Origin of the sequence: Burkholderia sp. BCC1047 (genome assembly GCF_902833155.1) — a bacterium.
GTDB lineage: Bacteria > Pseudomonadota > Gammaproteobacteria > Burkholderiales > Burkholderiaceae > Burkholderia > Burkholderia sola.
In genome coordinates this window covers 191,063-214,343 of the sequence record NZ_CADFEH010000003.1, presented here as the reverse complement: position 1 = coordinate 214,343, position 23,281 = coordinate 191,063, and the positions used below count along the sequence as shown (strand labels likewise).

Here is a 23,281-nt window from a genome sequence, read left to right as displayed (position 1 = left end):
ACGCGACAAGGTGATGATGTCCTCCGAAGCTTTCGTTTCCGCGTGCCGCGACGCGATCGGCGCCGATCACGTGCTGACCGACCCGCACGATACCGAACCGTTCCTGACCGACTGGCGGCGCCGCTACAAGGGCGCGGCGTGCGCGGTGTTGAGGCCCGCGAACACGGCCGAAGTCGCCGCGCTCGTGAAGCTCGCCAATGCGCATGGCGTCGCGCTCGTGCCGCAAGGCGGCAACACGGGGCTCGCCGGCGGCGCGACGCCGGACGCGAGCGGCAGCCAGGCCGTGCTGAGCGTTGCGCGCCTGAACCGCGTGCGCGCGCTCGATCCGCACAACAACACGATTACCGTCGAAGCCGGCGTGATCCTCGCCGACGTACAGGCGCGCGCCCGCGAAGGCGGCCGGCTGTTCGCGCTGAGCCTCGCGGCGGAAGGCAGCTGCACGATCGGCGGCAACCTGTCGACCAATGCGGGCGGCACCGCGGTGCTGCGCTACGGCAACGCGCGCGAGCTGTGCCTCGGGCTCGAGGTCGTGACGCCGCAGGGCGAGATCTGGGACGGGCTGCGCGGCCTGCGCAAGGACAACACCGGCTACGACCTGCGCGACCTGTTCATCGGCGCCGAAGGCACGCTCGGGATCATCACGGCGGCCGTGATGAAGCTGCATCCGCTGCCGGCCGCGCGGGTCACCGCGCTGGCCGCGCTCGAATCGCCGCACGCGGCGCTCGATTTCCTCGCGCTCGCGCAGCGCGCGGCCGGGCCGCTGTTGACCGGCTTCGAGCTGATGTCGGATTTCTGCATGCAGCTGGTCGGCAAGCACTATCCGCAACTGCGTTACCCGTTCGCGCAAACGCATGCGCAAACGGTGCTGCTCGAGCTGTCCGACAACGAAAGCGAAGCGCATGCGCGCGCGCTGTTCGAGAAGCTGATGGAAGAAGCGTTCGAGGCCGGGCTCGTGGTCGACGCGGTGGTCGCGGAGAACCTCGCGCAGTCGCGTGCGTTCTGGGACCTGCGCGAGCACATCCCGCTCGCGCAGGCCGACGAAGGGCTCAACATCAAGCACGACATCGCGGTGCCGATCTCGTCGATCGCACGCTTCATCGACGAGACCGACGCGGCGATCCAGCAGGCCGCGCCGGGCGCGCGTATGGTCACGTTCGGCCACTTGGGCGACGGCAACCTGCACTACAACGTGCAGACGCCCGAAGGCGGCGATCCGAAGGCGTTCCTCGCGACGTTCCAGGCGCCGATCAACCGGATCGTCTACGACAACGTGCACCGCCACCACGGCACGATCAGCGCGGAGCACGGCATCGGCCAGCTGAAGATCGACGACGCGCAGCGCTACAAGTCGCCGGTCGAAACGACGCTGATGCGCACGCTGAAAACCGCGCTCGACCCGCGCGGCCTGATGAATCCCGGCAAGGTCCTGCGCTGAAACCGCCTACTCCGGAGCCACGCCCGTGAAAGTCCGCGTCCTGTCCGACCTGCATCTCGAAAACAACCTGCCCGACGCGATCCCGCATGCCGACGCGGATCTCGTCGTGCTGGCCGGCGACATCCACAATCACGCGGAAGGCCTACGCTGGGCCGCCGAGACGTTCGACCCGGCGGTGCCGGTGATCTACGTGCCCGGCAACCACGAGTATTACGACGGGGAATTCGGCGCGCTGGAATCGTCAATGCGCGACGCGGCGCATGCGCTCGACAACGTGCATTACCTGAACAACGGTGTCTACGTCGATCCCGCCCAACGCTTCCGCGTGCTGGGCACGACGCTGTGGGCCGATTTTTCGCTGTTCGGCCGGGACGAAGCCAGCGTCGCGCGCGCGACCGACGCCGGGCTGCGCGTGATGCTCGATTTCAAGGGATTGATCCAGGTGACCTGGCCGCACGACGCGGCGGTGCATGCGGAAGCGAGCGCGCCGGAACGGGATTTCTCGCCGGCCGACGCGATCGCGCTGCACCGGCGCGGCCGCGCATGGCTGGAAGCGCAATTGGCAGCGCCATTCGCGGGCAGGACGATCGTCGTCACTCATCATGCGCCGCACCGGCGCTCGCTGGCGGAACGCTATGCGAAAGATCTGGCTTCCGCGGGGTTCGTCACGGACATGGCGGAACTGGTGCGGCCGCCGGTGGATCTGTGGCTGCACGGCCACACGCATACGTCATTCGACTACGTGGCGGACGGCGGCACGCGCGTGGTGTGCAATCCGCGCGGCTACTTTCACCGGCGCACCGGCGAATGGGAAAACCCCGCGTTCGCGTGGGACAAGGTCGTCGAGCTCGGGTGAACGCCGGCCCGGGCGGCCGCGTCGCGCGGCCTTCCCGACCTGAAGCGTGACGCCGGCGGGATCAGCGGCCGGGGCGGCGCGGCTCGCGCACGCGGACCGGCACGGGCTTCAGCTGCGCCTTCGCCTTCATCGCACGCAGCAGGTCGCGGGTCGCCGCCGCGGCGGCAGCCGCGCCCAGCAGGACGCCAAGGCCGATCATCAGGTGCGTATCCATCGCTACTCCGGTGTGGTGTATCTCGTTAATTCCAACAGTATCAAACTGTCTGACACACGTTCGTAAAAAAATGTTGCGTGAAGGACAAATCTCGTCAGATTGCGGTCGACCGCGCGGTCATGTCGCACGCGTGAACTGTTCGAGCGCGGCTTCGTCGGCTTGGAGCGTGAGCGGCACCTCTTCGCGCAGGAAATCGACCCAGGTCCGGATTTTCGCGTCGAGGTACTGACGCGACGGATAGAGCGCGTAGATGTTCATCACGTGCGAGCGGTACTCGGGCATCACGCGCACGATGTGCCCGCTGCGCAGCCAGCCGATCGCCGAATAGAGCGGCAGCCCGCCGATGCCCATCCCCTCCCGCACGGCCACCGCGAGCGCCTCGGCGACGTTCACGCGGAACGGCGGCGCCGTGATCGGCACGACCTCGTCGCCGTTCGGCCCCGCCAGCGCCCACTCGTCGAAGTGAAAGCCCGGCGCGACCATCCCGAGGCACACGTGCTGCGCGAGATCGGCCGGCCGCTGCGGCAAGCCGTGCGACTCGATATAGCCGGGCGACGCGCATACGACGCTGTAGCTCTCGCCGAGCCGTTGCGACACGAGCCCCGAATCGGGCAGATCGCGGCCGACGACGATCGCGACGTCGTAGCCCTCGTCGAGCAGGTCCGGCATCCGCTGCGCAAGCGTCAGCTCGACGTGCACGTCCGGATAGCGCTCGCGGTAGCGCGCGATGGCCGGCACCAGGTAGTGCTGGCCGAGGCTCGTGAAGCAATGGACCTTCAGCTTGCCGGACGGGCGCGCATGCGCGTCGCCGGCCTCGGCTTCGGCCTGGTCGACATAGGCGAGGATCTGTTCGCAGCGTTGCAGATAGCGCTCGCCGGCTTCGGTCAGCGCGATCCGGCGCGTCGTGCGGTTCAGGAGGCGCGTGCGCAGGTGGGCCTCGAGATCCGAGACCGCGCGCGATGCGTAGGCGGTGGTCGAATTCATCTGCTGGGCGGCGGCGGTAAAGCTTCCCGCGTCCACCACGCGGACGAATACCCGCATGTTTTGTAACGTATCCATCCGATTACCCGTGTGAATCCGCAAGGATTGTTGCACAGGGTCCAACAAATATTATCTCAGGATTCGTAAAAATGACTTGCACCGTTGTCCGTTTATTCAGGAATCGCTGAAAAATATAATCGCCTCCGACTCATCTATATCCGAAAGGGAGAAAATCGTGCAGTCTCCGGCGACAAAAGGGACGCTCGCACTGGCGGTTCTTGCAGTCTCATTAATAATGGCCGGTTGCGCGAGCATGGGCGACAACAAAACCCAGTCCACTCGCATCGAAGCGAACGCGCTCGACGCCGGCGCGGCCATCCGCGCGGCCGACCGCGATGCGGGCTGGCCCGCCGCCGACTGGTGGCGCGCGTATCGCGATCCGCAGCTCGATGCGTGGATCGCCGCCGCCCAGGCCGGCAACCCGACCCTCGCGGCGGCCGAGGCCCGCGTGCGCGAAGCGAAGGCGATGGCCCGCGTCGCCCGTTCGGCCGAGCTGCCGCAGATCAACGGCAACCTGTCGCTGATGCGTCAGCACTGGCCGGACAACGTGTACTACGGCCCGGGGCCGCTCGCCGATACCGACACCTGGAACAACACCGGCACGCTCGGCCTGTCGTATCACCTCGATCTGTGGGGCAAGGACAAGAACGCGACCGAGCGTGCGCTCGACACCGCGCATGCGACCGCCGCCGACGCGCGGGCGGCAAAGCTCGAACTCGAAGTCAACGTCGTGCGCGCGTATGTCGGCATGTCGATGAACTACGCGCTGCTCGATCTCGCGCACGAAACGTACGAGCGCCAGCGCTCGCTTGCCGATCTCGCCCGCAAGCGGCTGCAGGCCGGCCTCGGCACGCAGCTCGACGTGAGCCAGGCGGAATCGACGCTGCCCGACTACGAGCGGCAGATCGACAGCTATGAAGAAGCGATCCAGCTCGCGCGCCACCAGCTCGCCGCACTGGCCGGCAAGGGTCCCGGCGCCGGCGACGCGATCAAGCGGCCGCAACTGGCGCTCGATGCGCCGGCCGGCCTGCCGTCGGCAATGCCGGCCGACCTGCTCGGCCGCCGCCCGGACGTCGTCGCGGCGCGCTGGACGGTCGACGCGCAGGCGCGCGGCATCGACGTCGCGAAGGCGTCGTTCTACCCGAACATCGACCTGCTCGCGACGGTCGGCGGCTTCGGCGTGACCGCGCCGTTCACCGACTTCCTGCGCGCGATGAACGGCGGCTGGACGGCCGGTCCCGCGCTGTCGCTGCCGATCTTCGAAGGCGGCCGGCTGCGTGCACAGCTCGGCGCCGCGAATGCCGGCTACGATCAGGCGGTCGAGCGCTACAACCAGACGATCGTCGGCGCGCTCAAGGACATCGCCGACCAGGTCGTGCGGATCCGCTCGCTCGATACGCAGAAGAAGGACGCCGCGCGGTCGGTGGCGGCCAACAATCGCAGCTATCAACTGTCCCGCGAAGGCTTCCGCCGCGGGCTGACCGATTACGTGAACGTGCTGGTCGCGCAACAGCAACTGCTGCGCGCGCAGGAGACGGCCGCCCGCATCGACGCGGAACGCCTCGCCGCACACGCGCAGTTGATGGCCGCGCTCGGCGGCGGGGTCGAGACGGGGACGGATGTCCGGGGCGGCCAACCGCCGAAGGATGAGGCCACCGTCGGTGTAGCCGCGCCAGCCGCCGCATCGGCCGCGAAGCCCGCGGCCGCCGCCGCCCGCCCCGCGCAGGTCGCAACCGCCGGCGGCGCCGCCGCGCCGGCCGCACGGTAACGCGGAGCGCCGCCATGTCAGCTTCCTCCCCCGCTTCCTCGCGCGTCGACGGCCCGTTCGCGGCCTGGACCGCCGCGTTCGGCGACTGGGCCCGCACCGACGGCGCCGCGTGGCTCTATCTGTTCAAGGCGCTGCTCGCCGCGTTCATCGCGACCGGCGTGTCGATGCGGCTCGACCTGCCCGCGCCGAAAACGGCGATGACGACCGTGTTCATCGTGATGCAGCCGCAAAGCGGCGCGGTGCTCGCGAAAAGCTTCTACCGGGTCGCCGGCACGATCTTCGGGCTGATCGCGACGCTCACCTTCGTCGGGCTGTTCCCGCAGCAGCCGGAACTGTTCCTGCTGGCGGTCGCGCTGTGGGTTGCCCTGTGCACGGCCGGCGCCGCGCGCAACCGCAACTTCCGCAGCTACGGCTTCCTGCTGGCCGGCTACACGACCGCGCTGATCGGGCTGCCCGCGTCGCAGCACCCGGACGGCGCATTCATGAGCGCGATGACGCGCGTGGCCGAAATCATGGTCGGCATCGTGTCGGCCGGCGTGGTCAGCGCACTCGTGTTTCCCCGGACCACCGGCGAGCAGATGCGCACGACGGTGCGCAAGCGCTTCGGCAGCTTCGTCGACTACGTCGCGGCGGCGCTGTCGGGCAAGCTCGACCGCGCGCATATCGAAACCATCCATACGCGCTTCGTCGCCGACGTGGTCGGGTTCGAGGCCGCGCGCAGCATGGCCGTGTTCGAGGATCCGGACACGCGGATGCGCAGCGGCCGCCTCGCGCGGCTGAACAGCGAGTTCATGAGCGCGTCGAGCCGCTTCCATGCGCTGCACCAGTTGATGAACCGGCTGCATGCGGCCGGCGCGCAGGCCGCGATCGACGCGATCGAGCCGTACTTTCGCGAGATCGCGCCGCTGCTGCTGACGCCCGCCGGCGAGCCGGTGCGCACGTCGGCCGACGCCGGCCACGCGGCCGCGCAACTGCTCGCGTGGCGCGACGCGCTGCCGCGCCGCATCCGCGCGACGCGCGCCGCGCTCGAGACGCAGCCGGACTTTCCGCTGCTCGACTTCGATACGGCTGCCGAACTGCTGTACCGCTTCATCACCGACCTGCACGAATACGCGGCCACCTACGCGTCGCTGTCGAGCGCGACGCACGAGCGCGAACGCTGGATCGAACGCTACGAGCCGCGCACCAATGCGACGGCGATGGTGATCGCGGCGATCCGCACCGCGACCGTGATCCTCGTGCTCGGCTGGTTCTGGATCGAGACCGCGTGGCCGAGCGGCGTGACGATGACGCTGACGGCGGCGGCCACCTGCGCGCTCGCGTCGTCGACGCCGCGCCCCACCGCGATGTCCGCGCAGATGGGCATGGGCACCGCGCTCGCCGTCTGCACGGGCTTCCTGCTGACGTTCGGCATCTATCCGCACATCGACGGCTTTCCGCTGCTGTGCGTCGCGCTCGCGCCGCTGCTCGCGATCGGCATCTTCATGACGCTGAAGCCGAAGCTTGCCGGCTACGGGATGGGCTACCTGATCTTCTTCAGCTTCCTCGCCGGCCCGGACAACATCACGCACTACGATCCGACCAGCTTCATGAACGACTCGCTCGCGCTGGTGCTGGCGATGCTGGCGTCGGCGATCGCGTTCGCGGTGCTGTTCCCGCCGACCGCGCCGTGGCACAAGAAGCGGCTGTTCGCCGACCTGCGCCACCAGGTGGTCGCGGCCGGCCACGCGCGGCTCGCGGGCCTGCGCACGCGCTTCGAAAGCGGCGCGCGGGACCTGATGTACCAGGCGCACACGCTGTCGGCCGACCAGCCGGACGTGCAGCGCGACGCGCTGCGCTGGATGTTCGCGGTGCTCGAAGCCGGCAACGCGACGATCGACCTGCGCCAGGAGCTCGCGACGCTGCCGTCCGACCCGCGCTATGCGAGTGCGATGCCGTGGCGGCGCGCGATCGAGACGATGCGCAGCGCGCTGTCGGCGCTGTTCTCGACGCCGAGCGCAGCACGTTTCGACGCGACGCTCGCCGCGACCAATGCGGCGATCGACGCGACCCGGCAGACGCTCGATGCGGTCGAGCCGTCGCGCGACGAGCGTCACCGGCTGCAGCGCATCCTGAGCCACCTGCATTTCGTGCGGACCGCGCTGCTCGACCCGGAATCGCCGCTCGAGCCGCTCAACCGCAACCGCCCCGTGCGTCCCCAACCAGGAGCCTCGTCATGATGCCGCGTGAAATCGCCATTCTCGATGCCTACATGCCGACGGTGGTGCTGATGTTCGTCCTCGGCGCGATCGCGACCTGGGCCGTCGACCGCCTGCTCGCCTATACGGGCCTCTACCGTCTCGTCTGGCACCCGTCGCTGTTCCGGGCCTGCCTTCTCGTCTGCATTTGCGGCGGACTGAGTCTTGCCGTTTACCGTTGATTCCGAACCATCATGATGCTCAGAAAACTCTTCGGCTTCGTCGCGACCGCCGTCATCCTTCTCGTCGCGATCCTGATCGGGCGCTCGCTGTGGGTGCACTACATGGACGATCCGTGGACGCGCGACGGGCGCGTGCGCGCCGAGATCGTCAACGTCGCACCGGACGTGTCGGGCGCGATCGTCGAGCTGCCCGTGCATGACAACCAGCTCGTGAAGAAAGGCGACCTGATCATGCAGATCGACCCGTCGCACTACCGGATCGCGGTCGAGCAGGCGCAGGCGGCCGTGGCCGCCCGCCGCGCGGAACTGCAGATGCGCCGCGACGACGCGGCCCGCCGCGCGGATCTCGATGCGCTCGTCGTGTCGAAGGAAAACCGCGAGAACGCGGCGCACAGCGCGTCGAGCGCCGACGCACAATACCAGCAGGCGATCGCCGCGCTCGACGCCGCGAAGCTCAACCTCGAACGCACGCGCGTCGTCGCGCCGGTCGACGGCTACATCACGAACCTTCAGACATTCAAGGGCAACTATGCGGTGGCCGGCCAGGCGAAGCTCGCGATCGTCGACAGCCATTCGTTCTGGGTCTACGGCTACTTCGAGGAAACCAAGCTGCCGCGCGTGAAGATCGGCGCGCCGGCCGAAATGCGGCTGATGAGCGGCGGCGTGATGAAGGGCCATGTGGAAAGCATCTCGCGCGGCATCTACGATCGCGACAACCCGCAAAGCCGCGACCTCGTCGCGGACGTGAACCCGACCTTCAACTGGGTGCGCCTCGCGCAGCGCGTGCCGGTGCGCATCCGGATCGACGAAGTGCCGGCCGACGTGGTGCTGTCGGCGGGCACGACCTGCACGGTCATCATCGATCCGGACAAGCAGAAGAAGTCGTAAGCGCCGGGGCGCGCCGCACGCTCAGTGCGCGATGCGGAAACGGCCGACCAGCGCCTTCAGCGCCTGAGCCTGCTCGTCGAGCGCGTTCGCGGCAGCGGCCGCCTGTTCGACGAGCGCCGCGTTCTGCTGGGTGCCGGCATCCATCTGCGTGACCGCGCGGCCGATCTCGTCGATCCCCGCGCTCTGCTCGTCCGACGCCGCCGAAATCTCGCCGATGATGTCGGTCACGCGCTTGACCGCGCGCACCACGTCGCCCATCGTGCGGCCCGCGTCGTGCGCGAGCGCCGCGCCGTTGGCCACGCGCTCGACCGACGCACCGATCAGCTCCCGAATCTCCTTGGCCGCGGTCGCCGAGCGCTGGGCGAGCAGCCGCACCTCGCCGGCGACCACCGAAAAACCGCGCCCCTGCTCGCCGGCGCGCGCGGCCTCGACCGCCGCGTTCAACGCGAGAATGTTGGTCTGGAAGGCGATCCCTTCGATCGTGCCGATGATGTCGCGAATGTTCTTCGCGCTGTCGTCGATCTCGCTCATCGTCGCGACCACGCGCCCGACGACCTCCCCGCCCGTCTCCGCCACCGCCGACGCATTGGCCGCGAGCGAGCTCGCCTGACGCGCATTCTCGGCGTTCTGCCGCACGGTCGACGTGAGCTGCTCCATGCTGGCCGCGGTGCGCTCGAGCGCGACGGCCTGCTGTTCGGTGCGCCGCGACAGGTCGAGGTTGCCGGTCGAGATTTCGCCGGACGCGGCCGCGATGGCCTCGGCACTCACCGCGATCTCGCCGACGGTGGCCGCGAGCCCCGTCTGCATCTCGGCCAGCGCGCGCACCATGCTGCCGCGATCGTGCCGGCCGAGCGTGATCGGCCGCGTCAGGTCGCCGCGCGCGATGTCCGCGGCGATCTCCTTCGCGAGCGCGGGCTCGCCGCCGAGCTGCGACGCGAGGCGCCGCACGACGCGCTCGGCGATCACGACGGCCAGCACGATCAATGCGGCCGTCATCGCGGCGATCATCGCGAACGACGACGAAAAAATGGTGGCGGACGCATCGAGCGTCGCCTTCGACTTCTCGCCGCGCGTCTTCACGAGTTCGGCGACGAGTTTTTCGAGCTTGCCGGTTTCGACCAGCAGCGACACGTCTTGCGTGCCGACCTGCCAGTTCATCTGCGACAGGTCGAGCGGCTGCGCGCGCACCAGCGTGACGAAATCGCGCAGATGCGTGCTCCACGTGCCGACCGCCGTCGAGAACGCGTGCAGCCGCGCCGAATCGCCGGTATCGGCCGGATCCGCATAGCGCTGCAGCGTGCCGAGCGCCTGGCCGATCGACGCGAGCCCCGCGCTCACCTCGGCGCCGAGTTCGTCGCGCTCCTTCGCGGTCGTCGCGGTCAGCAACATCTTCTGCGCGCGGCTCGCGCGCAGCACCTCGGCGCGGACTTCCGCCGCCGCCCGGCTCGCGACGTGACCCTGTTCGTAGACCGACGCGATCGACGCGTTCAGCCGGCTGATCTGCCACAGCGAAAACACGCCGATCGCGAGCGTGCCCACCAGCAGGATCGCGAATGCGGCGCGCAACGTCGCCTTGACGGTCCACGGCCGACGCTCGCGACGCGCCGCGCGCGCACGCCGTGCGACACGACCGGCGGCAACACCGGATGCGGCGGCCGCCGCACCGGGCTGTGGATGCAAAGATGCTGCTTTCATCGAACTATCCCCGTATGGATCACGCTGCCGGAAAGGTCGGTCCCGGCGGTCCCGCGATGGCAGGCCATGCCGCGCGTCCGGCGCCTGCCCGGCGGGTAGCCGGGGCCAGGCGCGGCGCGCGTGTTGTCATTGGGTCGTTCTACGGCCGCCACCGCCGTTTCTTGAGTCCGGAAAAACACGCACCGGCCCCGGCGCGGCCCCGCTGAAGGGCGGACGCGCCGCCAGCGTTATACCCGTCCAAAAAAGCACGCATCGGCCGATCCGTCGGACGAATGTCCGATTCGCGATAAAACTTGGCAGGACATTCGTGACACGCCACATTACACTTCTTTGACGCATCAACGAATCAACCACGCGCCGATCCCCAACAGAGCGCGCCAGCCACCTCAACTCGTTCAGCTCACATGGAAACCAGCCTCGACTCCGGCGCCGGCCCAGCCGTCGCTCAGCCGTCCGCACCGCCCGTCGCCCGCACCGTCTACCCGGTGCTCGGCGCGATCAGCTTCTCGCACATGCTCAACGACATGATCCAGTCGCTGATCCTCGCGATCTACCCGATGCTCAAGAGCCAGTTCGCGCTGTCGTTCGCGCAGATCGGCCTGATCACGCTCACTTACCAGATCACCGCGTCGCTGCTGCAGCCGCTCATCGGCCTCTATACCGACAAGCGTCCGAAGCCGTATTCGCTGCCGGTCGGCATGGGCTTCACGCTCGCGGGGCTGCTGCTGATGTCGGCGGCGTCGAGTTTCCCGATGCTGCTGGTGGCCGCGGCGCTCGTCGGCTGCGGCTCGTCGGTGTTCCATCCCGAATCGTCGCGGGTCGCGCGGATGGCGTCGGGCGGCCAGCACGGGCTCGCGCAGTCGGTGTTCCAGGTGGGCGGCAACGCCGGCTCCGCGCTCGGGCCGCTGCTCGCCGCGCTCGTGATCATTCCGCACGGCCAGCACAGCATCGCGTGGTTCTCGGCGGCCGCGCTCGTCGCGATGATCGTGCTCACGCAGATCGGCCACTGGTACAAGAAGCATCCGTCGATGAAGAAGAAGGCCGCACCGGCCGGCCACCCGACGCTGTCGCGCGGTCGCGTGATGGCTGCGATCGGCGTGCTGGTGCTGCTCGTGTTCTCGAAGTACTTCTACCTCGCGAGCATCAACAGCTATTTCACGTTCTATTTGATCGACAAATTCCACCTGTCGGTACAGGCCGCGCAGATCCACCTGTTCGTGTTCCTCGCGGCGGTGGCGGCCGGCACGTTGATCGGCGGGCCCGTCGGCGACCGGATCGGCCGCAAGTACGTGATCTGGGTGTCGATCCTCGGCGTCGCGCCGTTCACGATGCTGCTGCCGTACGCGAACCTGTTCTGGACGAGCGTGCTGACCGTGATCATCGGCGTCGTGCTGGCGTCGGCGTTCGCCGCGATCCTCGTCTATGCGACGGAGCTGATGCCCGGCAAGGTCGGGATGGTCGCGGGCCTGTTCTTCGGCTTCGCGTTCGGGCTGGGCGGCGTCGGCGCGGCCGTGCTCGGCCAGCTCGCGGACGCGACGAGCATTCCGTTCGTCTACAAGGTGTGCTCGTTCCTGCCGCTGATCGGCGTGCTGACGGTGTTCCTGCCGAACCTCGAAGGCAGCGGGCGCAAAAAGGCGTGACGAACGACCGGCCGCGGCGTGCGCACCGTGGCCGGTCGAATGGTACGAAGGGAGAATACGACGGCGGCTTCAGGCCGCCGTCGTCGCATGCAGCGTCAGGAAACGCTTGAGGATGCCCGACGAATAGCTGCTCGCGATCGCCGACAGGAAGTGCGAGAACGACTGCGTCGCGTGATCGTCGGCCGTATCGGAGATCGTGCGCACGAGCGCGAACGGCACGTCGTGTTCGGCGCACACCTGCGCGATCGCCGCGCCTTCCATTTCGACCGCGAGCGCGTCCGGCAGCGCGTCGCGCAGCGCGACGACTTCGGGCTCGCTCGACACGAAGCGGTCGCCGCTGATGACGAGCCCCGCGTGCAGCGCCGCGCTGGCGAGCCCGAAGCGCTCGGCGAACTGCGCGCCCTCTTCCTCGACGAACAGCGCGCATGCGGCCCGCAAGCGGGCCGTCAGCGCTGCGTCGGTCGCGAAACGCGTGATGCCGAGCAGCGGCACCTCATAGCGCGGAAACAGCGGCGATGCGTCGAGATCGTGCTGCAGCAGCGTATCGGCCACGACGACGTCGCCGACCCGCACCGTGCGCGACACGCCGCCCGCGACGCCGGTGAACACGACACCCGACACGCCGAACACGTGGATCAGCGCGCTGACCGTCGCAGCGGCCGCGACCTTGCCGACCCGCGCGAGCGTGACGACGCAGGCCGCGCCGTGCACGGTGCCGACGTGATAATCGCGGCGGCCGAGCGTGACCGTCTTCATCGCGCCGTCGGCGCGCATCGCGGCGATCAGGTCGCCGAGTTCCTCGGGTAGCGCGGCCAGAATGCCGAGCGGACGCGCGGCAGGCGCCACGACGAGGTCGACGTCCATCATTCCACCGCCTGCAGTTTCGCGACCGCGAGCGCGAGCCATTTCTCGCCGTGGCGCTTGAACTTCACCTGCGCCTTCGCATCGGTGCCGTTGCCTTCGAGCGCGGTGACCGTGCCTTCGCCGAACTTGGTATGGAACACCTGCTGGCCGACCCGGAAGCCGGTGTCGGCCGCACGCTGCTTGTTCGCGAACGCGGGCAGCGGCGCGGACACGGCCGCATCGACGATCTGCTCGCGGCTGCCGCCGCCCGGCCGCGCGAACCAGTCGCGCCCGTAGCCGGCGTTGTCCGAGCGCCCGCCCCAGCGCGACCCGGCCTCGACCTTCGGCGTGAGCCACTTCAGCACGTGCTCCGGCAGCTCGTCGAAGAAGCGCGAGCGCACGTTGTAGCGGGTCTGGCCGTGCAGCATCCGGCTTTGCGCGAACGACAGGTAGAGCCGCTCCTTCGCGCGCGTGATCGCGACGTACATCAGCCGACGCTCCTCCTCGAGGCCGTCCGATTCGAGCACGCTGTTCTCGTGCGGGAACAGCCCTTCCTCGAGCCCGGTGATGAACACGGCCGAGAACTCGAGCCCCTTCGCCGCGTGCACGGTCATCAGCTGCACCGCGTCCTGGCCGGCCTGCGCCTGGTTGTCGCCTGCTTCCAGCGACGCGTGCGACAGAAAGCCGGCAAGCGGCGTCATCGTGTCGGGGTTCTGGGCCGGGTCGGCGGGCGATGCCGGATCGAGCACGTCGACCGCCGGATCGTCGGTCGCGGTACCGAGCTCGGGCGCCGCGATCGCGCCCGCACGCAGCGGGATCGAGCGGGCCGGCGTGTCGAGCCCGTAGCCTTCCTCGGCGATGAACGCGGTGGCCGCGTTCACGAGTTCCTGCAAGTTTTCGAGGCGATCCTGGCCTTCGCGTTCGCCCTGGTAGAAATCGGCGAGGCCGCTCGCGCGCACGATGTGCTCGACGGTGTCGGGCAGGTTCATGTGCTGCGTGTCGGCGCGCATCTTCGCGATCAGGTTCGCGAACCCGCCGAGGCTCGTGCCGGCCTTGCCGGTCACGTACGGAATCGCGGCGGCCATCGAGCAGCCGTACAGCCGTGCGGCGTCGGCCAGTTGCTCGACCGAGCGCGCGCCGATCCCGCGAGTCGGGAAGTTCACGACGCGCGCGAATGCCGTGTCGTCGTTCGGGTTGTCGATCAGGCGCAGATACGCGAGCGCATGCTTCACTTCCTGCCGCTCGAAAAAGCGCAGGCCGCCGTACACGCGGTACGGAATGCCCGACGACATCAGCGTGTGCTCGATCGAGCGCGACTGCGCGTTGCTGCGGTACAGGACGGCCACTTCGCTGCGCGCCATCCCGGTATTGATCAGCGAGCGGATTTCCTCGACGATCCAGCCGGCTTCCTGCGAATCGGTGCTGGCTTCGTACACGCGCACGGGCTCGCCGTGGCCGGCGTCGGTGCGCAGATTCTTGCCGAGGCGGTGCGCGTTGTTCGAGATCAGCTGGTTCGCCGCGTCGAGGATGTTGCCGTGCGACCGGTAGTTCTGCTCGAGCTTGATCAGGTTGCGCACGCGGAATTCGTCCTCGAAGTCGCGCATGTTGCCGACGTTCGCGCCGCGGAACGCGTAGATCGACTGGTCGTCGTCGCCGACCGCGAAGATCGCGTTCTCGCCGCCCGCGAGCATCTTGAGCCACGCGTACTGCAGCTTGTTGGTGTCCTGGAACTCGTCGACGAGGATGTGCCGGAAGCGCGCCTGGTAGTGCGCGCGCAGCGGCGCGTTGTACGCGAGCAGCTCGTAGCAGCGCAGCAGCAGCTCGGGGAAATCGACGACGCCTTCGCGCTGGCACTGCTGGTCGTACGCCTGGTACAGCTCGACGAACTTGCGGTTGAAGTTGTCGGTCGCGTCGACCTTGTCCGGGCGCAGCCCCTGCTCCTTCGCGTTGTTGATGAAGTACTGGACGTTCTTCGGCGGGTACTTTTCGTCGTCGACGTTCGCCGCCTTCATCAGTCGCTTGATCGCGGACAGCTGGTCGGCCGTATCGAGGATCTGGAAAGTCTGCGGCAGGCCCGCGTCGCGCCAGTGCGTGCGCAGCATCCGGTTGCACAGGCCGTGGAACGTGCCGATCCACATCCCGCGCGTGTCGATCGGCATCATCGCCGACAGGCGCGCCATCATCTCGCGCGCGGCCTTGTTCGTGAAGGTGACGGCGAGCACGGTGGGCGGCGATGCATAGCCCTGCTGGATCAGCCACGCGATGCGCGTGATCAGCACGCGGGTCTTGCCGCTGCCCGCCCCTGCGAGGATCAGCGCCGGTTCGTTCGGCAACGTGACGGCGGCGAGTTGTTCGGGGTTCAGATTGGCGAGCAGATCGGGCATGGAGCGGCGGCTAACGGGCGAGAAAAATGCGGACCCGACATTATAAGTCCGTCGTGCGCGATACCGTGGCCGACCGATGTGGCATCGCGGCCCAACAAGGCCGCCTGCCCCGCCGGCGACGGCTTCGGCACGCGTGACCAGCGTTATTTCGTGCGCGGGGCAGCAGGTTTGTCGCCGATCCAGTCGAGATGAGGGACATACCGGCGAACTTGTTCGTCGAGTTCGGGGCCGTGATACAGGTCCAGGCATTTCAGCAGAGCAAATTTTGCCCCGGCGTAACCTTCCACGGGATTGCCGTAATCGCGGCGCAAATAGTGTTCTGCAAGCCGCTCGACCGCCCGATCGCCCTGTCCTTGTAATTCTCCGCATTGGTGCGCCGCACGGCCATGACGGAATCGGCTGCTTCGGCAGACAGTGCCGAACATAGCGCGACGGCGCAGACCGCCCGAAAAATGTTCATTTGAGCGACCGGAAATAAGCGCGGCTAGTGCGATAGTTCGCCTCCGGCTCGTTGAAATAACAAGCGTCGTAGCACTTGAGTCCATTGAAAAGTGTCGCATGCCCGCTGGCGTCACTCCATCCATGCACCTCGATAAGACCACGTTTCCCCGCCAGTGAGCCCCCACCGCTCGGCGGATAGGCAATGAGTTGAGGCGCGCCCCAAACAACTTTCAGAAACGAGATCACATCTCTGACACGATAAAAATAGTGTCGGCGATCGGCTCCTTCTCTGGTCTTGCCCGACATGGACGGGACGATTACGCCAGCTTCATTCAGGATATAGCTCATACGAACCGCGCATGTGTTCCGCCAAGGGTTCTTTTTATCCCGGATATGCGCAGCGACGCTGCCCCTATCACCTGTGCCACTCTCTCGCCCGAACGGGCCGGATCGTAAATCTTCGTTGACGCCGCCCACGCGGCGGCAAATGTCGGTCGTATCACTCCACTCTCCTTGGTGACGACGGCGGACCGATGCGGCAGCGAGCCCTCGCCGACTCAAACCCGCAGCCAGACTCGCAAGTTAGCCGTCCCAACACGCGTCAGCAATTGGACACGTACGAACCTGACTGTAGCCGCGAACGGCTCCGCTCGACGCCCGGCGACTTATAATGTGCGGTTCAAGTCTCCAACAAGCATTTTTCGGCAAATTTCCAACCATGAGCGACAACACGCTGGCGAAGAGCTTCGAACCCCACACCATCGAGTCCCAATGGGGGCCGGAGTGGGAAAAACGCGGCTACGCCGCCCCGGCATTCGATCCGTCCCGCCCCGATTTCGCGATCCAGTTGCCGCCGCCGAACGTGACGGGCACGCTGCACATGGGCCACGCGTTCAACCAGACGATCATGGACGGCCTCGCCCGCTATCACCGGATGCTCGGCGAGAACACGCTATGGGTGCCCGGCACCGACCACGCGGGGATCGCCACGCAGATCGTCGTCGAGCGCCAGCTCGACGCGCAGGGCGTGTCGCGCCACGACCTCGGCCGCGAGAAGTTCGTCGAGCGCGTGTGGGAATGGAAGCAGAAATCCGGTTCGACGATCACGGACCAGGTGCGCCGCCTCGGCGCGTCGACCGACTGGTCGCGCGAATACTTCACGATGGACGACAAGATGTCGGCCGCCGTGCGCGACGTGTTCGTCACGCTGTATGAACAAGGGCTGATCTACCGCGGCAAGCGCCTCGTCAACTGGGATCCGGTGCTGCTCACCGCCGTGTCGGATCTCGAAGTCGTCAGCGAGGAAGAAAACGGCCACCTGTGGCACATCCGCTACCCGCTCGTCGACGGCTCGGGCTCGCTGACGGTCGCCACCACGCGCCCCGAGACGATGCTCGGCGACGTCGCGCTGATGGTCCATCCGGAAGACGAGCGCTACGCGCACCTGATCGGCAAGCTCGTCACGCTGCCGCTGACGGGCCGCGAGATCCCGGTGATCGCCGACGACTACGTCGACCGCGAGTTCGGCACGGGCGTCGTGAAGGTCACGCCCGCGCACGACTTCAACGACTACCAGGTCGGCCTGCGCCACAAGCTCGCGCCGATCGAGATCCTGACGCTCGACGCGAAGATCAACGACAACGGCCCCGAACAGTATCGCGGCCTCGACCGCTTCGACGCGCGCAAGGCGATCGTCGCGGACCTCGACGCGCAAGGCTTCCTCGACTCCGTGAAGCCGCACAAGCTGATGGTGCCGCGCGGCGACCGCACGGGCGTCGTGATCGAGCCGCTGCTGACCGACCAGTGGTTCGTCGCGATGACGAAGCCGGCGCCGGAAGGCACGTTCCATCCGGGCAAGTCGATCACCGAGGTATCGCTCGACGTCGTGCGCGACGGCCAGATCAAGTTCGTCCCGGAAAACTGGACGACCACCTACTACCAGTGGCTCGAGAACATCCAGGACTGGTGCATCTCGCGCCAGCTGTGGTGGGGCCACCAGATCCCCGCGTGGTACGGCGAGAACGGCGAGGTGTTCGTCGCTCGCAACGAGGAAGACGCACGCGCGCAGGCCGCGGCAAAGGGCTACACGGGGGCGCTCAAGCGCGACGAAGACGTGCTCGACACGTGGTTCTCGTCGGCGCTCGTGCCGTTCTCGTCGCTCGGCTGGCCGAACGAAACGCCCGAACTGAAGCACTTCCTGCCGTCGTCGGTGCTGGTCACCGGCTTCGACATCATCTTCTTCTGGGTCGCCCGGATGGTGATGATGACCACGCACTTCACCGGCAAGGTGCCGTTCCATACCGTCTACATGCACGGCCTCGTGCGCGACGCGGAAGGCCAGAAGATGTCGAAGAGCAAGGGCAACACGCTCGACCCGATCGACATCGTCGACGGCATCGACCTCGAGGCGCTGGTCGCGAAGCGCACGACGGGCCTGATGAACCCGAAGCAGGCCGCGACGATCGAGAAGAAGACGCGCAAGGAATTCCCGGACGGCATCCCCGCGTTCGGCACCGACGCGCTGCGCTTCACGATGGCGTCGATGGCAACGCTCGGCCGCAACGTGAACTTCGACCTCGCGCGCTGCGAAGGCTATCGCAACTTCTGCAACAAGCTGTGGAACGCGACGCGCTTCGTGCTGATGAACTGCGAAGGCCACGACTGCGGCGCCGACAAGCCGGAAGTGTGCGGCGCGGGCGACTGCGGCCCCGGCGGCTACCTCGACTTCTCGGCGGCCGACCGCTGGATCGTGTCGCTCTTGCAGCGCACCGAAGCCGACATCGCAAAGGGTTTCGCCGATTACCGCTTCGACAACATCGCGAGCAGCATCTACAAGTTCGTGTGGGACGAGTACTGCGACTGGTATCTGGAGCTCGCGAAAGTGCAGATCCAGAACGGCACGCCGGAACAGCAGCGCGCGACGCGCCGCACGCTGCTGCGCGTGCTCGAAACGGTGCTGCGCCTCGCGCACCCGGTCATTCCGTTCATCACCGAAGCGCTCTGGCAGAAAGTCGCGCCGCTCGCCGGCCGCTATCCGCAGGGCAAGGCCGAGGGCCAAGCGTCGCTGATGACGCAGGCGTACCCGGTCGCGAACCTGCAGAAGCTCGACGAGGCGTCCGAACAGTGGGCGGCCGACCTGAAGGCGATCGTCGACGCGTGCCGCAACCTGCGCGGCGAGATGAACCTGTCGCCGGCCACCAAGGTGCCGCTGCTGGCCGCCGGCGACGCCGAGCGCCTGCGCTCGTTCGCGCCGTACGTGCAGGCGCTCGCGCGCCTGTCGGACGTGCAGATCCTCGCGGACGAAGCGGCGCTCGACAAGGAAGCACACGGCGCGCCGATCGCGATCGTCGGCCCGAACAAGCTGGTGCTGAAGGTGGAAATCGACGTCGCGGCCGAGCGCGAGCGCCTGTCGAAGGAAATCACGCGCCTGACGGGCGAGATCGCGAAATGCAACGCGAAGCTCGGCAACGAGGCGTTCGTCGCGAAAGCGCCGCCGGCCGTGGTCGAACAGGAGCAGAAACGCGTCGCGGAATTCCAGAGCACGCTCGACAAACTGCGTGCGCAGCTCGATCGGTTGCCTGCGTAACAAACGGTAAGGTCATTTGCGTTCACTATAATGCGAACGTGAACATAGACCGTCTGACAAGTCGATTACAGGAATAAAGGTTCGATCATGTTGAAAGTCACCAAGGCGGTATTCCCCGTGGCCGGCCTCGGCACGCGGTTCCTGCCGGCAACGAAGGCGAGCCCGAAGGAAATGCTGCCCGTCGTCGACAAGCCGCTGATCCAGTACGCGGTCGAGGAAGCGATCGCGGCGGGCATCACCGAGATGATCTTCGTGACCGGGCGCAGCAAGCGCGCGATCGAGGACCACTTCGACAAGTCGTACGAAGTCGAGGCCGAGCTCGAGGCGCGCGGCAAGGAAAAGCTGCTCGAACTCGTGCGCAGCATCAAGCCGAGCCATGTCGACTGCTTCTACGTGCGCCAGCCGGAAGCGCTCGGCCTCGGCCACGCGGTGCTGTGCGCGGAAAAGCTGGTCGCCGACAACCCGTTCGCGGTGATCCTCGCGGACGACCTGCTCGACGGCAACCCGCCGGTGATGAAGCAGATGGTCGACGTGTTCGACCACTATCACAGCTCGGTGATCGGCGTCGAAGAGATCCCGCCGTCGGAGACGAAGTCGTACGGGATCGTCGACGGCAAGGAATGGGAAGAGTCGATCGTCAAGATGTCGGCGATCGTCGAGAAGCCGGCGCCGGAAGTCGCGCCGTCGAACCTCGGCGTGGTCGGCCGCTACATCCTGAAGCCGCGGATCTTCGAGCATCTGCGTGCGCTGAAGCCGGGCGCGGGCGGCGAACTGCAGCTCACCGACGCGATCCAGGCGCTGCTCGCCGACGAACAGGTGCTGGCCTACAAGTATCAGGGCACGCGCTACGACTGCGGCAGCAAGCTCGGCTACCTGAAGGCGACGGTCGAATTCGCGCTGCGCCACCCGGAAGTCGGTGCGGAGTTCGAAACGTACCTGCGCACGCGCGACGGCGGACAACCGACCGTCTGAACGCGGCAAGGGCCCGCCCCGGCGGGCCCGCCCTCACCTCGCGGCCAGCGCTCTCAGTGCGCGTCGGCCGGCTTCACCGAGACGACGCCCGGCATGCCGCCCGCGTCGTCTTTTTTCGTCTTGACGAGCCAGCCGCTGCCGTCGCCGAACGGCACCTTCGCCAGCGCGCTCTTCACGAGCGCCGACGCGGCCTGCTGCGTGCCCGGATCGCGGTCGCGCAGCGACGCCGACACGCGATAGACGTCGGCGCCCGATTTCGCATCGACGAAGCGCAGCGTCAGCACGTGACGGTACACGCGGCCCATGAACGGCAGCGCGAACGGCGCGGGCCCGTCGACCGTCACGCATGCGCTGCTCGCCGCGCCGCAGCCGGCGGCGCTCGCCGCGACCGCCGCCGGCTGCGTCGCATACGCGATCGACAACCGGTAGCGCGCGTCCTTGAGCGGCTGCGCATCGAAGCCGCGGCGCGCGAGTTCGTCGCGCACGAGCGTCTCGATCTGCCGATACTCGGCGTCGCCCGCCTGCGCGGCCGTCCGCACGAAATCGTAGCCGTGCGCCCCCGATGCAAATGCATTCGGCTGCCCGAGCGCACTCACGCCGCTCGTCACGCCCGCGCAACCCGTCAACAGCGACGCCGCCAGCGCGGTCGCCGCCCATTGCTTTTTCATGGCTTTCCCCAAATACCTGCCGTCGCGCCCGGCCCTGTCAGGCGGACGGCTCGTCGATCGCGGGCAGCGACACCGTCACCGCGGTGCCGACACCCACTTCGCTGTCGACCGACACGCTGCCCCCATGGCGCGTGACGACCGTCTTCACGAATGCCATGCCGAGCCCGGAGCCCGAGATTTCGGGCCGCTCGCCGGCATGGAATCGCTTGAAACGCTCGAACAGATGCCGCTGATCTTCCGGCGCAATGCCGTATCCCTGATCGCGAATCGTACAGAACATCCGCTTCGATGCGTGCTCGACCGTCAGCGTACACGTGATCACCGTGTCGGACGGACTGTATTTGACCGCGTTGTTCAGCAGGTTCACGAATGCGCGCGTGATCAGCGAGCGGTCCGCGCGCACCCAGCACATGTCGGCGCCCACGTCGGTCTCGACGCGGATGTGCTTCGCCTGCGCCTGCGGCCACACCTCGTCGCTCGCGTCGATCAGCACGTCGACGAGGCTCGTCACCTCGAGCTGGTACGCCTGCGACTCCGCGCGCGCCAGTTGCACGAACTCGTCGGCGAGCGACAGCGCGCGGTGCGCATAGCGCTCGATCCGCGCGAGCAACCCGCGCATCGCGTCGCTGTCGACGCGGTCGCGCTCGATCTCGACCAGCGCGAGAATCGACGACTGCGGCGAGCGCATGTCGTGCGACAGCAGGTGCAGCGCTTCCTCGCGATGCCGTTCGGCCGCGTGCAGCTCGGTCACGTCGACGAGGCCGGCGATCCAGCCGGTCACGCGCCCTTGCGCGTTCGTACACGCCGCGTAGCGTAGCAGATGGTCGAGCCCGTCGCGATCGCGCACCTCGATACCGCGCGCCATCGCGTCGTGCTCGGCCTCGAGCGTCGGATCGAGCGCGGCCGGCCAGCGCTCGCGGATCGCCGCGTCGTGCTCGGCGTTGCCGTCGACGGTCTTCATGAACGTCAGCTCGCCGAGCGCCGTGCGCAGCGGCCGCCCTTCCGGCAGCGGCAGCGCGAGCCGCGACCCGTAGCGTTTCGCCGCGTGGTTCGCGATCAGCACGGTGCCGGCGAGATCGGTCACGAAGATCGGCTCGGGCATGCTGTCGAGGCTGTCCCACACGAAGCGCTTCATGTCCTGCACGCGCTGCGCGGCCTGCGCCATCAGCGCCATCTGCCGCTCCAGCACGTCGCCGCCGACGCTGCGCGTACGCGGCGCCTCGGGCAGCAGGTGCGGCTCGTCGGCGAGCTTCTGCAGCTCGCGGCGCAGGTACGACATCGTCATTTCCAGCCGCCGCCAGTTCCAGATCGGGTAGACGGCGATCAGCCCGAAGATCGCGGGCGCCGGCGTCAGCCAGATGCGCGCCTCGAACAGCAGCGCCAGGCTCGCGACGACGGCGAGCGCGGCGAGGCTCAGCGTCAGCAGCAGCGCACGCCACGGCGACAGCATCAGGAAGCCGCCCAGCAACACGGCGAGCGGCAGCAGCGACGCGACGAACAGCCCCAGGGGCGACGCGGGCGAGATCGCACTGCCGGTCGCCAGCATGTCGAGCACGTTCGCATGGATGTACACGCCGGCGAGCGGGCCGAATTCGCCGGACACCGGCGTCGCGAAGCGATCGTACAGCCCGGACGCCGTCACGCCGACGACGACGATCTTGCCGCGCAGCGCGTCGGGCTTCACGCGCCCTTCGAGCACGTCGTCGAACGACAGCGTCGGATACGCGGGCGTGTTGCGGCTGAACGGAATCAGGTAGCGGCCGTCGCCCGCCGCATCGCGCGACAGGTCGTGCGCGTTCGCGCCGGGCACGCCGCCGACCGGATGCAGCCGGCCGGCCTGGATCGCACGATAGACGGGCACCATCAATTGCGGCCAGCGCACGCGGCCGTCGCTTTCGAACAGCGCGACGCTGCGCACGATGCCGTCGCGATCGACTTCGAGATTGATATGGCCGAGCCCCGTCGCGCGCGCCGCGAGCGCGGCGACCGGCGGATCGACGGAACGCGTGCCGTCCGCCTGCTCGGGGCTCAGCAGCACCGGCAGGAAGGTCGGCACGCGGCTCATCGCGTCCGCGAACGCGCGATCCTCGGGCGACGGCTCGGTAAACAGCACGTCGTAGACGACGGCGGCCGGCTGCGCGCGCGCGAGCGTGTCGAGCAGCCGCGCGTGCACGTCGCGCGGCCACGGCCAGCGGCCGAGCGCGGATACGCTCTGGTTGTCGATGTCGACGACCACCACGTCGGGCGACAGCGGCAGGCTGCGCAGCATCAGCAGCCGGTCGTAGATCAGCCCGTCGACGCTCGACGACAGGCGGCCGAGCGCGCACGCGAGGATCACCGCGACCCCGAGGCAGCCGATCGCGATCCATTCGATCAGGAAGCGGCGGCCGAGGTGCCGCCGTGTGGAAACGGAATCGGGTTTCATGCGCCG

Annotated in this window: 18 protein-coding genes; 9 read left to right on the top strand and 9 right to left on the bottom strand. The window is 67.9% G+C overall.

The window, feature by feature from the left end; all coding sequences use genetic code 11:
• The first annotated feature begins 13 nt into the window (after positions 1–13).
• Together HWX55_RS04910 and HWX55_RS04905 are read left to right on the top strand one after the other, a co-directional pair.
• Entirely contained in the window at positions 14–1,435 is a 1,422-nt protein-coding gene (locus tag HWX55_RS04910) for an FAD-binding oxidoreductase (RefSeq protein ID WP_175974432.1), read from the top strand.
• Positions 1,436–1,460: 25 nt separating this feature from the next.
• Complete coding sequence (locus tag HWX55_RS04905) at positions 1,461–2,291, top strand: metallophosphoesterase (RefSeq protein ID WP_175974429.1); 831 nt, start codon at positions 1,461–1,463, stop codon at positions 2,289–2,291.
• A 61-nt stretch (positions 2,292–2,352) separates the two neighbouring features.
• Here the strand turns inward: HWX55_RS04905 and HWX55_RS04900 are convergent, their stop codons facing one another.
• Together HWX55_RS04900 and HWX55_RS04895 are read right to left on the bottom strand one after the other, a co-directional pair.
• On the bottom strand, positions 2,353–2,505 hold the full coding sequence (locus tag HWX55_RS04900) for a hypothetical protein (protein ID WP_162838134.1): 153 nt from the start codon (positions 2,503–2,505) through the stop codon (positions 2,353–2,355).
• A gap of 117 nt (positions 2,506–2,622) precedes the next feature.
• Positions 2,623–3,564 (bottom strand): LysR family transcriptional regulator, encoded by a 942-nt coding sequence (locus HWX55_RS04895; protein WP_124557261.1) that lies wholly within the window; start codon positions 3,562–3,564, stop codon positions 2,623–2,625.
• Positions 3,565–3,721: 157 nt separating this feature from the next.
• On the opposite strand from HWX55_RS04895, the gene HWX55_RS04890 reads away from it, so the two are divergent.
• Genes HWX55_RS04890 through HWX55_RS04875 form a run of 4 tightly spaced genes read left to right on the top strand, consistent with a single transcriptional unit; the run spans position 3,722 to position 8,621 of the window.
• Positions 3,722–5,314, top strand: coding sequence for an efflux transporter outer membrane subunit (locus HWX55_RS04890; protein ID WP_175974427.1), 1,593 nt, complete (start codon positions 3,722–3,724; stop codon positions 5,312–5,314).
• Between the two features lie 14 nt (positions 5,315–5,328).
• Positions 5,329–7,533, top strand: coding sequence for an FUSC family protein (locus tag HWX55_RS04885; protein WP_175974425.1), 2,205 nt, complete (start codon positions 5,329–5,331; stop codon positions 7,531–7,533).
• On the top strand, positions 7,530–7,733 hold the full coding sequence (locus HWX55_RS04880; protein ID WP_006476212.1) for a DUF1656 domain-containing protein: 204 nt from the start codon (positions 7,530–7,532) through the stop codon (positions 7,731–7,733). Before HWX55_RS04885 ends, HWX55_RS04880 begins: the two co-directional genes overlap by 4 nt.
• Positions 7,734–7,745: 12 nt before the next feature.
• Complete coding sequence (locus HWX55_RS04875; RefSeq protein ID WP_050018179.1) at positions 7,746–8,621, top strand: HlyD family secretion protein; 876 nt, start codon at positions 7,746–7,748, stop codon at positions 8,619–8,621.
• 21 nt (positions 8,622–8,642) lie between these two features.
• On the opposite strand, the gene HWX55_RS04870 is transcribed toward HWX55_RS04875, so the two are convergent.
• Entirely contained in the window at positions 8,643–10,316 is a 1,674-nt protein-coding gene (locus HWX55_RS04870; RefSeq protein ID WP_175974423.1) for a methyl-accepting chemotaxis protein, read from the bottom strand.
• Positions 10,317–10,720: 404 nt separating this feature from the next.
• Here HWX55_RS04870 and HWX55_RS04865 point away from each other — a divergent pair, with 404 nt between their 5' ends.
• Positions 10,721–11,956, top strand: a complete 1,236-nt coding sequence (locus tag HWX55_RS04865) for an MFS transporter (RefSeq protein ID WP_175974421.1) — start codon at positions 10,721–10,723, stop codon at positions 11,954–11,956.
• A 69-nt stretch (positions 11,957–12,025) separates the two neighbouring features.
• On the opposite strand, the gene HWX55_RS04860 is transcribed toward HWX55_RS04865, so the two are convergent.
• From HWX55_RS04860 to HWX55_RS04845, 4 genes are all read right to left on the bottom strand, one after another.
• The gene (locus HWX55_RS04860) at positions 12,026–12,823 is read right to left on the bottom strand and encodes a 5'-methylthioadenosine/adenosylhomocysteine nucleosidase (protein WP_175974419.1); all 798 of its coding nucleotides are present in this window, start codon (positions 12,821–12,823) and stop codon (positions 12,026–12,028) included.
• The gene (locus tag HWX55_RS04855) at positions 12,820–15,183 is read right to left on the bottom strand and encodes a UvrD-helicase domain-containing protein (protein WP_027807866.1); all 2,364 of its coding nucleotides are present in this window, start codon (positions 15,181–15,183) and stop codon (positions 12,820–12,822) included. Before HWX55_RS04855 ends, HWX55_RS04860 begins: the two co-directional genes overlap by 4 nt.
• A 143-nt stretch (positions 15,184–15,326) precedes the next feature.
• Positions 15,327–15,608 carry a T6SS amidase immunity protein Tai4 family protein gene (locus HWX55_RS04850; RefSeq protein ID WP_244140488.1) on the bottom strand — a complete coding sequence of 94 codons (282 nt, stop codon included), beginning with the start codon at positions 15,606–15,608 and terminating at the stop codon, positions 15,327–15,329.
• Between the two features lie 31 nt (positions 15,609–15,639).
• Entirely contained in the window at positions 15,640–15,972 is a 333-nt protein-coding gene (locus HWX55_RS04845; RefSeq protein ID WP_244140487.1) for a T6SS effector amidase Tae4 family protein, read from the bottom strand.
• A gap of 370 nt (positions 15,973–16,342) precedes the next feature.
• Here HWX55_RS04845 and HWX55_RS04840 point away from each other — a divergent pair, with 370 nt between their 5' ends.
• Together HWX55_RS04840 and galU are read left to right on the top strand one after the other, a co-directional pair.
• Positions 16,343–19,210: a valine--tRNA ligase gene (locus HWX55_RS04840; RefSeq protein ID WP_175974415.1), complete on the top strand. Its 2,868-nt coding sequence runs from the start codon at positions 16,343–16,345 to the stop codon at positions 19,208–19,210.
• A gap of 87 nt (positions 19,211–19,297) precedes the next feature.
• The gene (gene galU / locus HWX55_RS04835) at positions 19,298–20,182 is read left to right on the top strand and encodes a UTP--glucose-1-phosphate uridylyltransferase GalU (protein WP_050017561.1); all 885 of its coding nucleotides are present in this window, start codon (positions 19,298–19,300) and stop codon (positions 20,180–20,182) included.
• Between the two features lie 53 nt (positions 20,183–20,235).
• Here galU and HWX55_RS04830 read toward each other — a convergent pair whose 3' ends face one another.
• Both HWX55_RS04830 and HWX55_RS04825 read right to left on the bottom strand, forming a co-directional pair.
• Positions 20,236–20,850 (bottom strand): DUF4136 domain-containing protein, encoded by a 615-nt coding sequence (locus HWX55_RS04830; protein WP_175974413.1) that lies wholly within the window; start codon positions 20,848–20,850, stop codon positions 20,236–20,238.
• A gap of 37 nt (positions 20,851–20,887) precedes the next feature.
• Positions 20,888–23,275, bottom strand: a complete 2,388-nt coding sequence (locus tag HWX55_RS04825) for a CHASE2 domain-containing protein (protein ID WP_050017564.1) — start codon at positions 23,273–23,275, stop codon at positions 20,888–20,890.
• Positions 23,276–23,281 lie beyond the last annotated feature (6 nt).

Bases quoted from the DNA above. Each gene is read 5' to 3' on its own strand.
- HWX55_RS04910 (WP_175974432.1), top strand. From the start codon at position 14: ATGATGTCCTCCGAAGCTTTCGTTTCCGCGTGCCGCGACGCGATCGGC.
- HWX55_RS04900 (WP_162838134.1), bottom strand. From the start codon at position 2,505: ATGGATACGCACCTGATGATCGGCCTTGGCGTCCTGCTGGGCGCGGCT.
- HWX55_RS04895 (WP_124557261.1), bottom strand. From the start codon at position 3,564: ATGGATACGTTACAAAACATGCGGGTATTCGTCCGCGTGGTGGACGCG.
- HWX55_RS04885 (WP_175974425.1), top strand. From the start codon at position 5,329: ATGTCAGCTTCCTCCCCCGCTTCCTCGCGCGTCGACGGCCCGTTCGCG.
- HWX55_RS04880 (WP_006476212.1), top strand. From the start codon at position 7,530: ATGATGCCGCGTGAAATCGCCATTCTCGATGCCTACATGCCGACGGTG.
- HWX55_RS04875 (WP_050018179.1), top strand. From the start codon at position 7,746: ATGATGCTCAGAAAACTCTTCGGCTTCGTCGCGACCGCCGTCATCCTT.
- HWX55_RS04870 (WP_175974423.1), bottom strand. From the start codon at position 10,316: ATGAAAGCAGCATCTTTGCATCCACAGCCCGGTGCGGCGGCCGCCGCA.
- HWX55_RS04865 (WP_175974421.1), top strand. From the start codon at position 10,721: ATGGAAACCAGCCTCGACTCCGGCGCCGGCCCAGCCGTCGCTCAGCCG.
- HWX55_RS04860 (WP_175974419.1), bottom strand. From the start codon at position 12,823: ATGATGGACGTCGACCTCGTCGTGGCGCCTGCCGCGCGTCCGCTCGGC.
- HWX55_RS04855 (WP_027807866.1), bottom strand. From the start codon at position 15,183: ATGCCCGATCTGCTCGCCAATCTGAACCCCGAACAACTCGCCGCCGTC.
- HWX55_RS04850 (WP_244140488.1), bottom strand. From the start codon at position 15,608: ATGTTCGGCACTGTCTGCCGAAGCAGCCGATTCCGTCATGGCCGTGCG.
- HWX55_RS04845 (WP_244140487.1), bottom strand. From the start codon at position 15,972: ATGAGCTATATCCTGAATGAAGCTGGCGTAATCGTCCCGTCCATGTCG.
- HWX55_RS04840 (WP_175974415.1), top strand. From the start codon at position 16,343: ATGAGCGACAACACGCTGGCGAAGAGCTTCGAACCCCACACCATCGAG.
- galU (WP_050017561.1), top strand. From the start codon at position 19,298: ATGTTGAAAGTCACCAAGGCGGTATTCCCCGTGGCCGGCCTCGGCACG.
- HWX55_RS04830 (WP_175974413.1), bottom strand. From the start codon at position 20,850: ATGAAAAAGCAATGGGCGGCGACCGCGCTGGCGGCGTCGCTGTTGACG.
- HWX55_RS04825 (WP_050017564.1), bottom strand. From the start codon at position 23,275: ATGAAACCCGATTCCGTTTCCACACGGCGGCACCTCGGCCGCCGCTTC.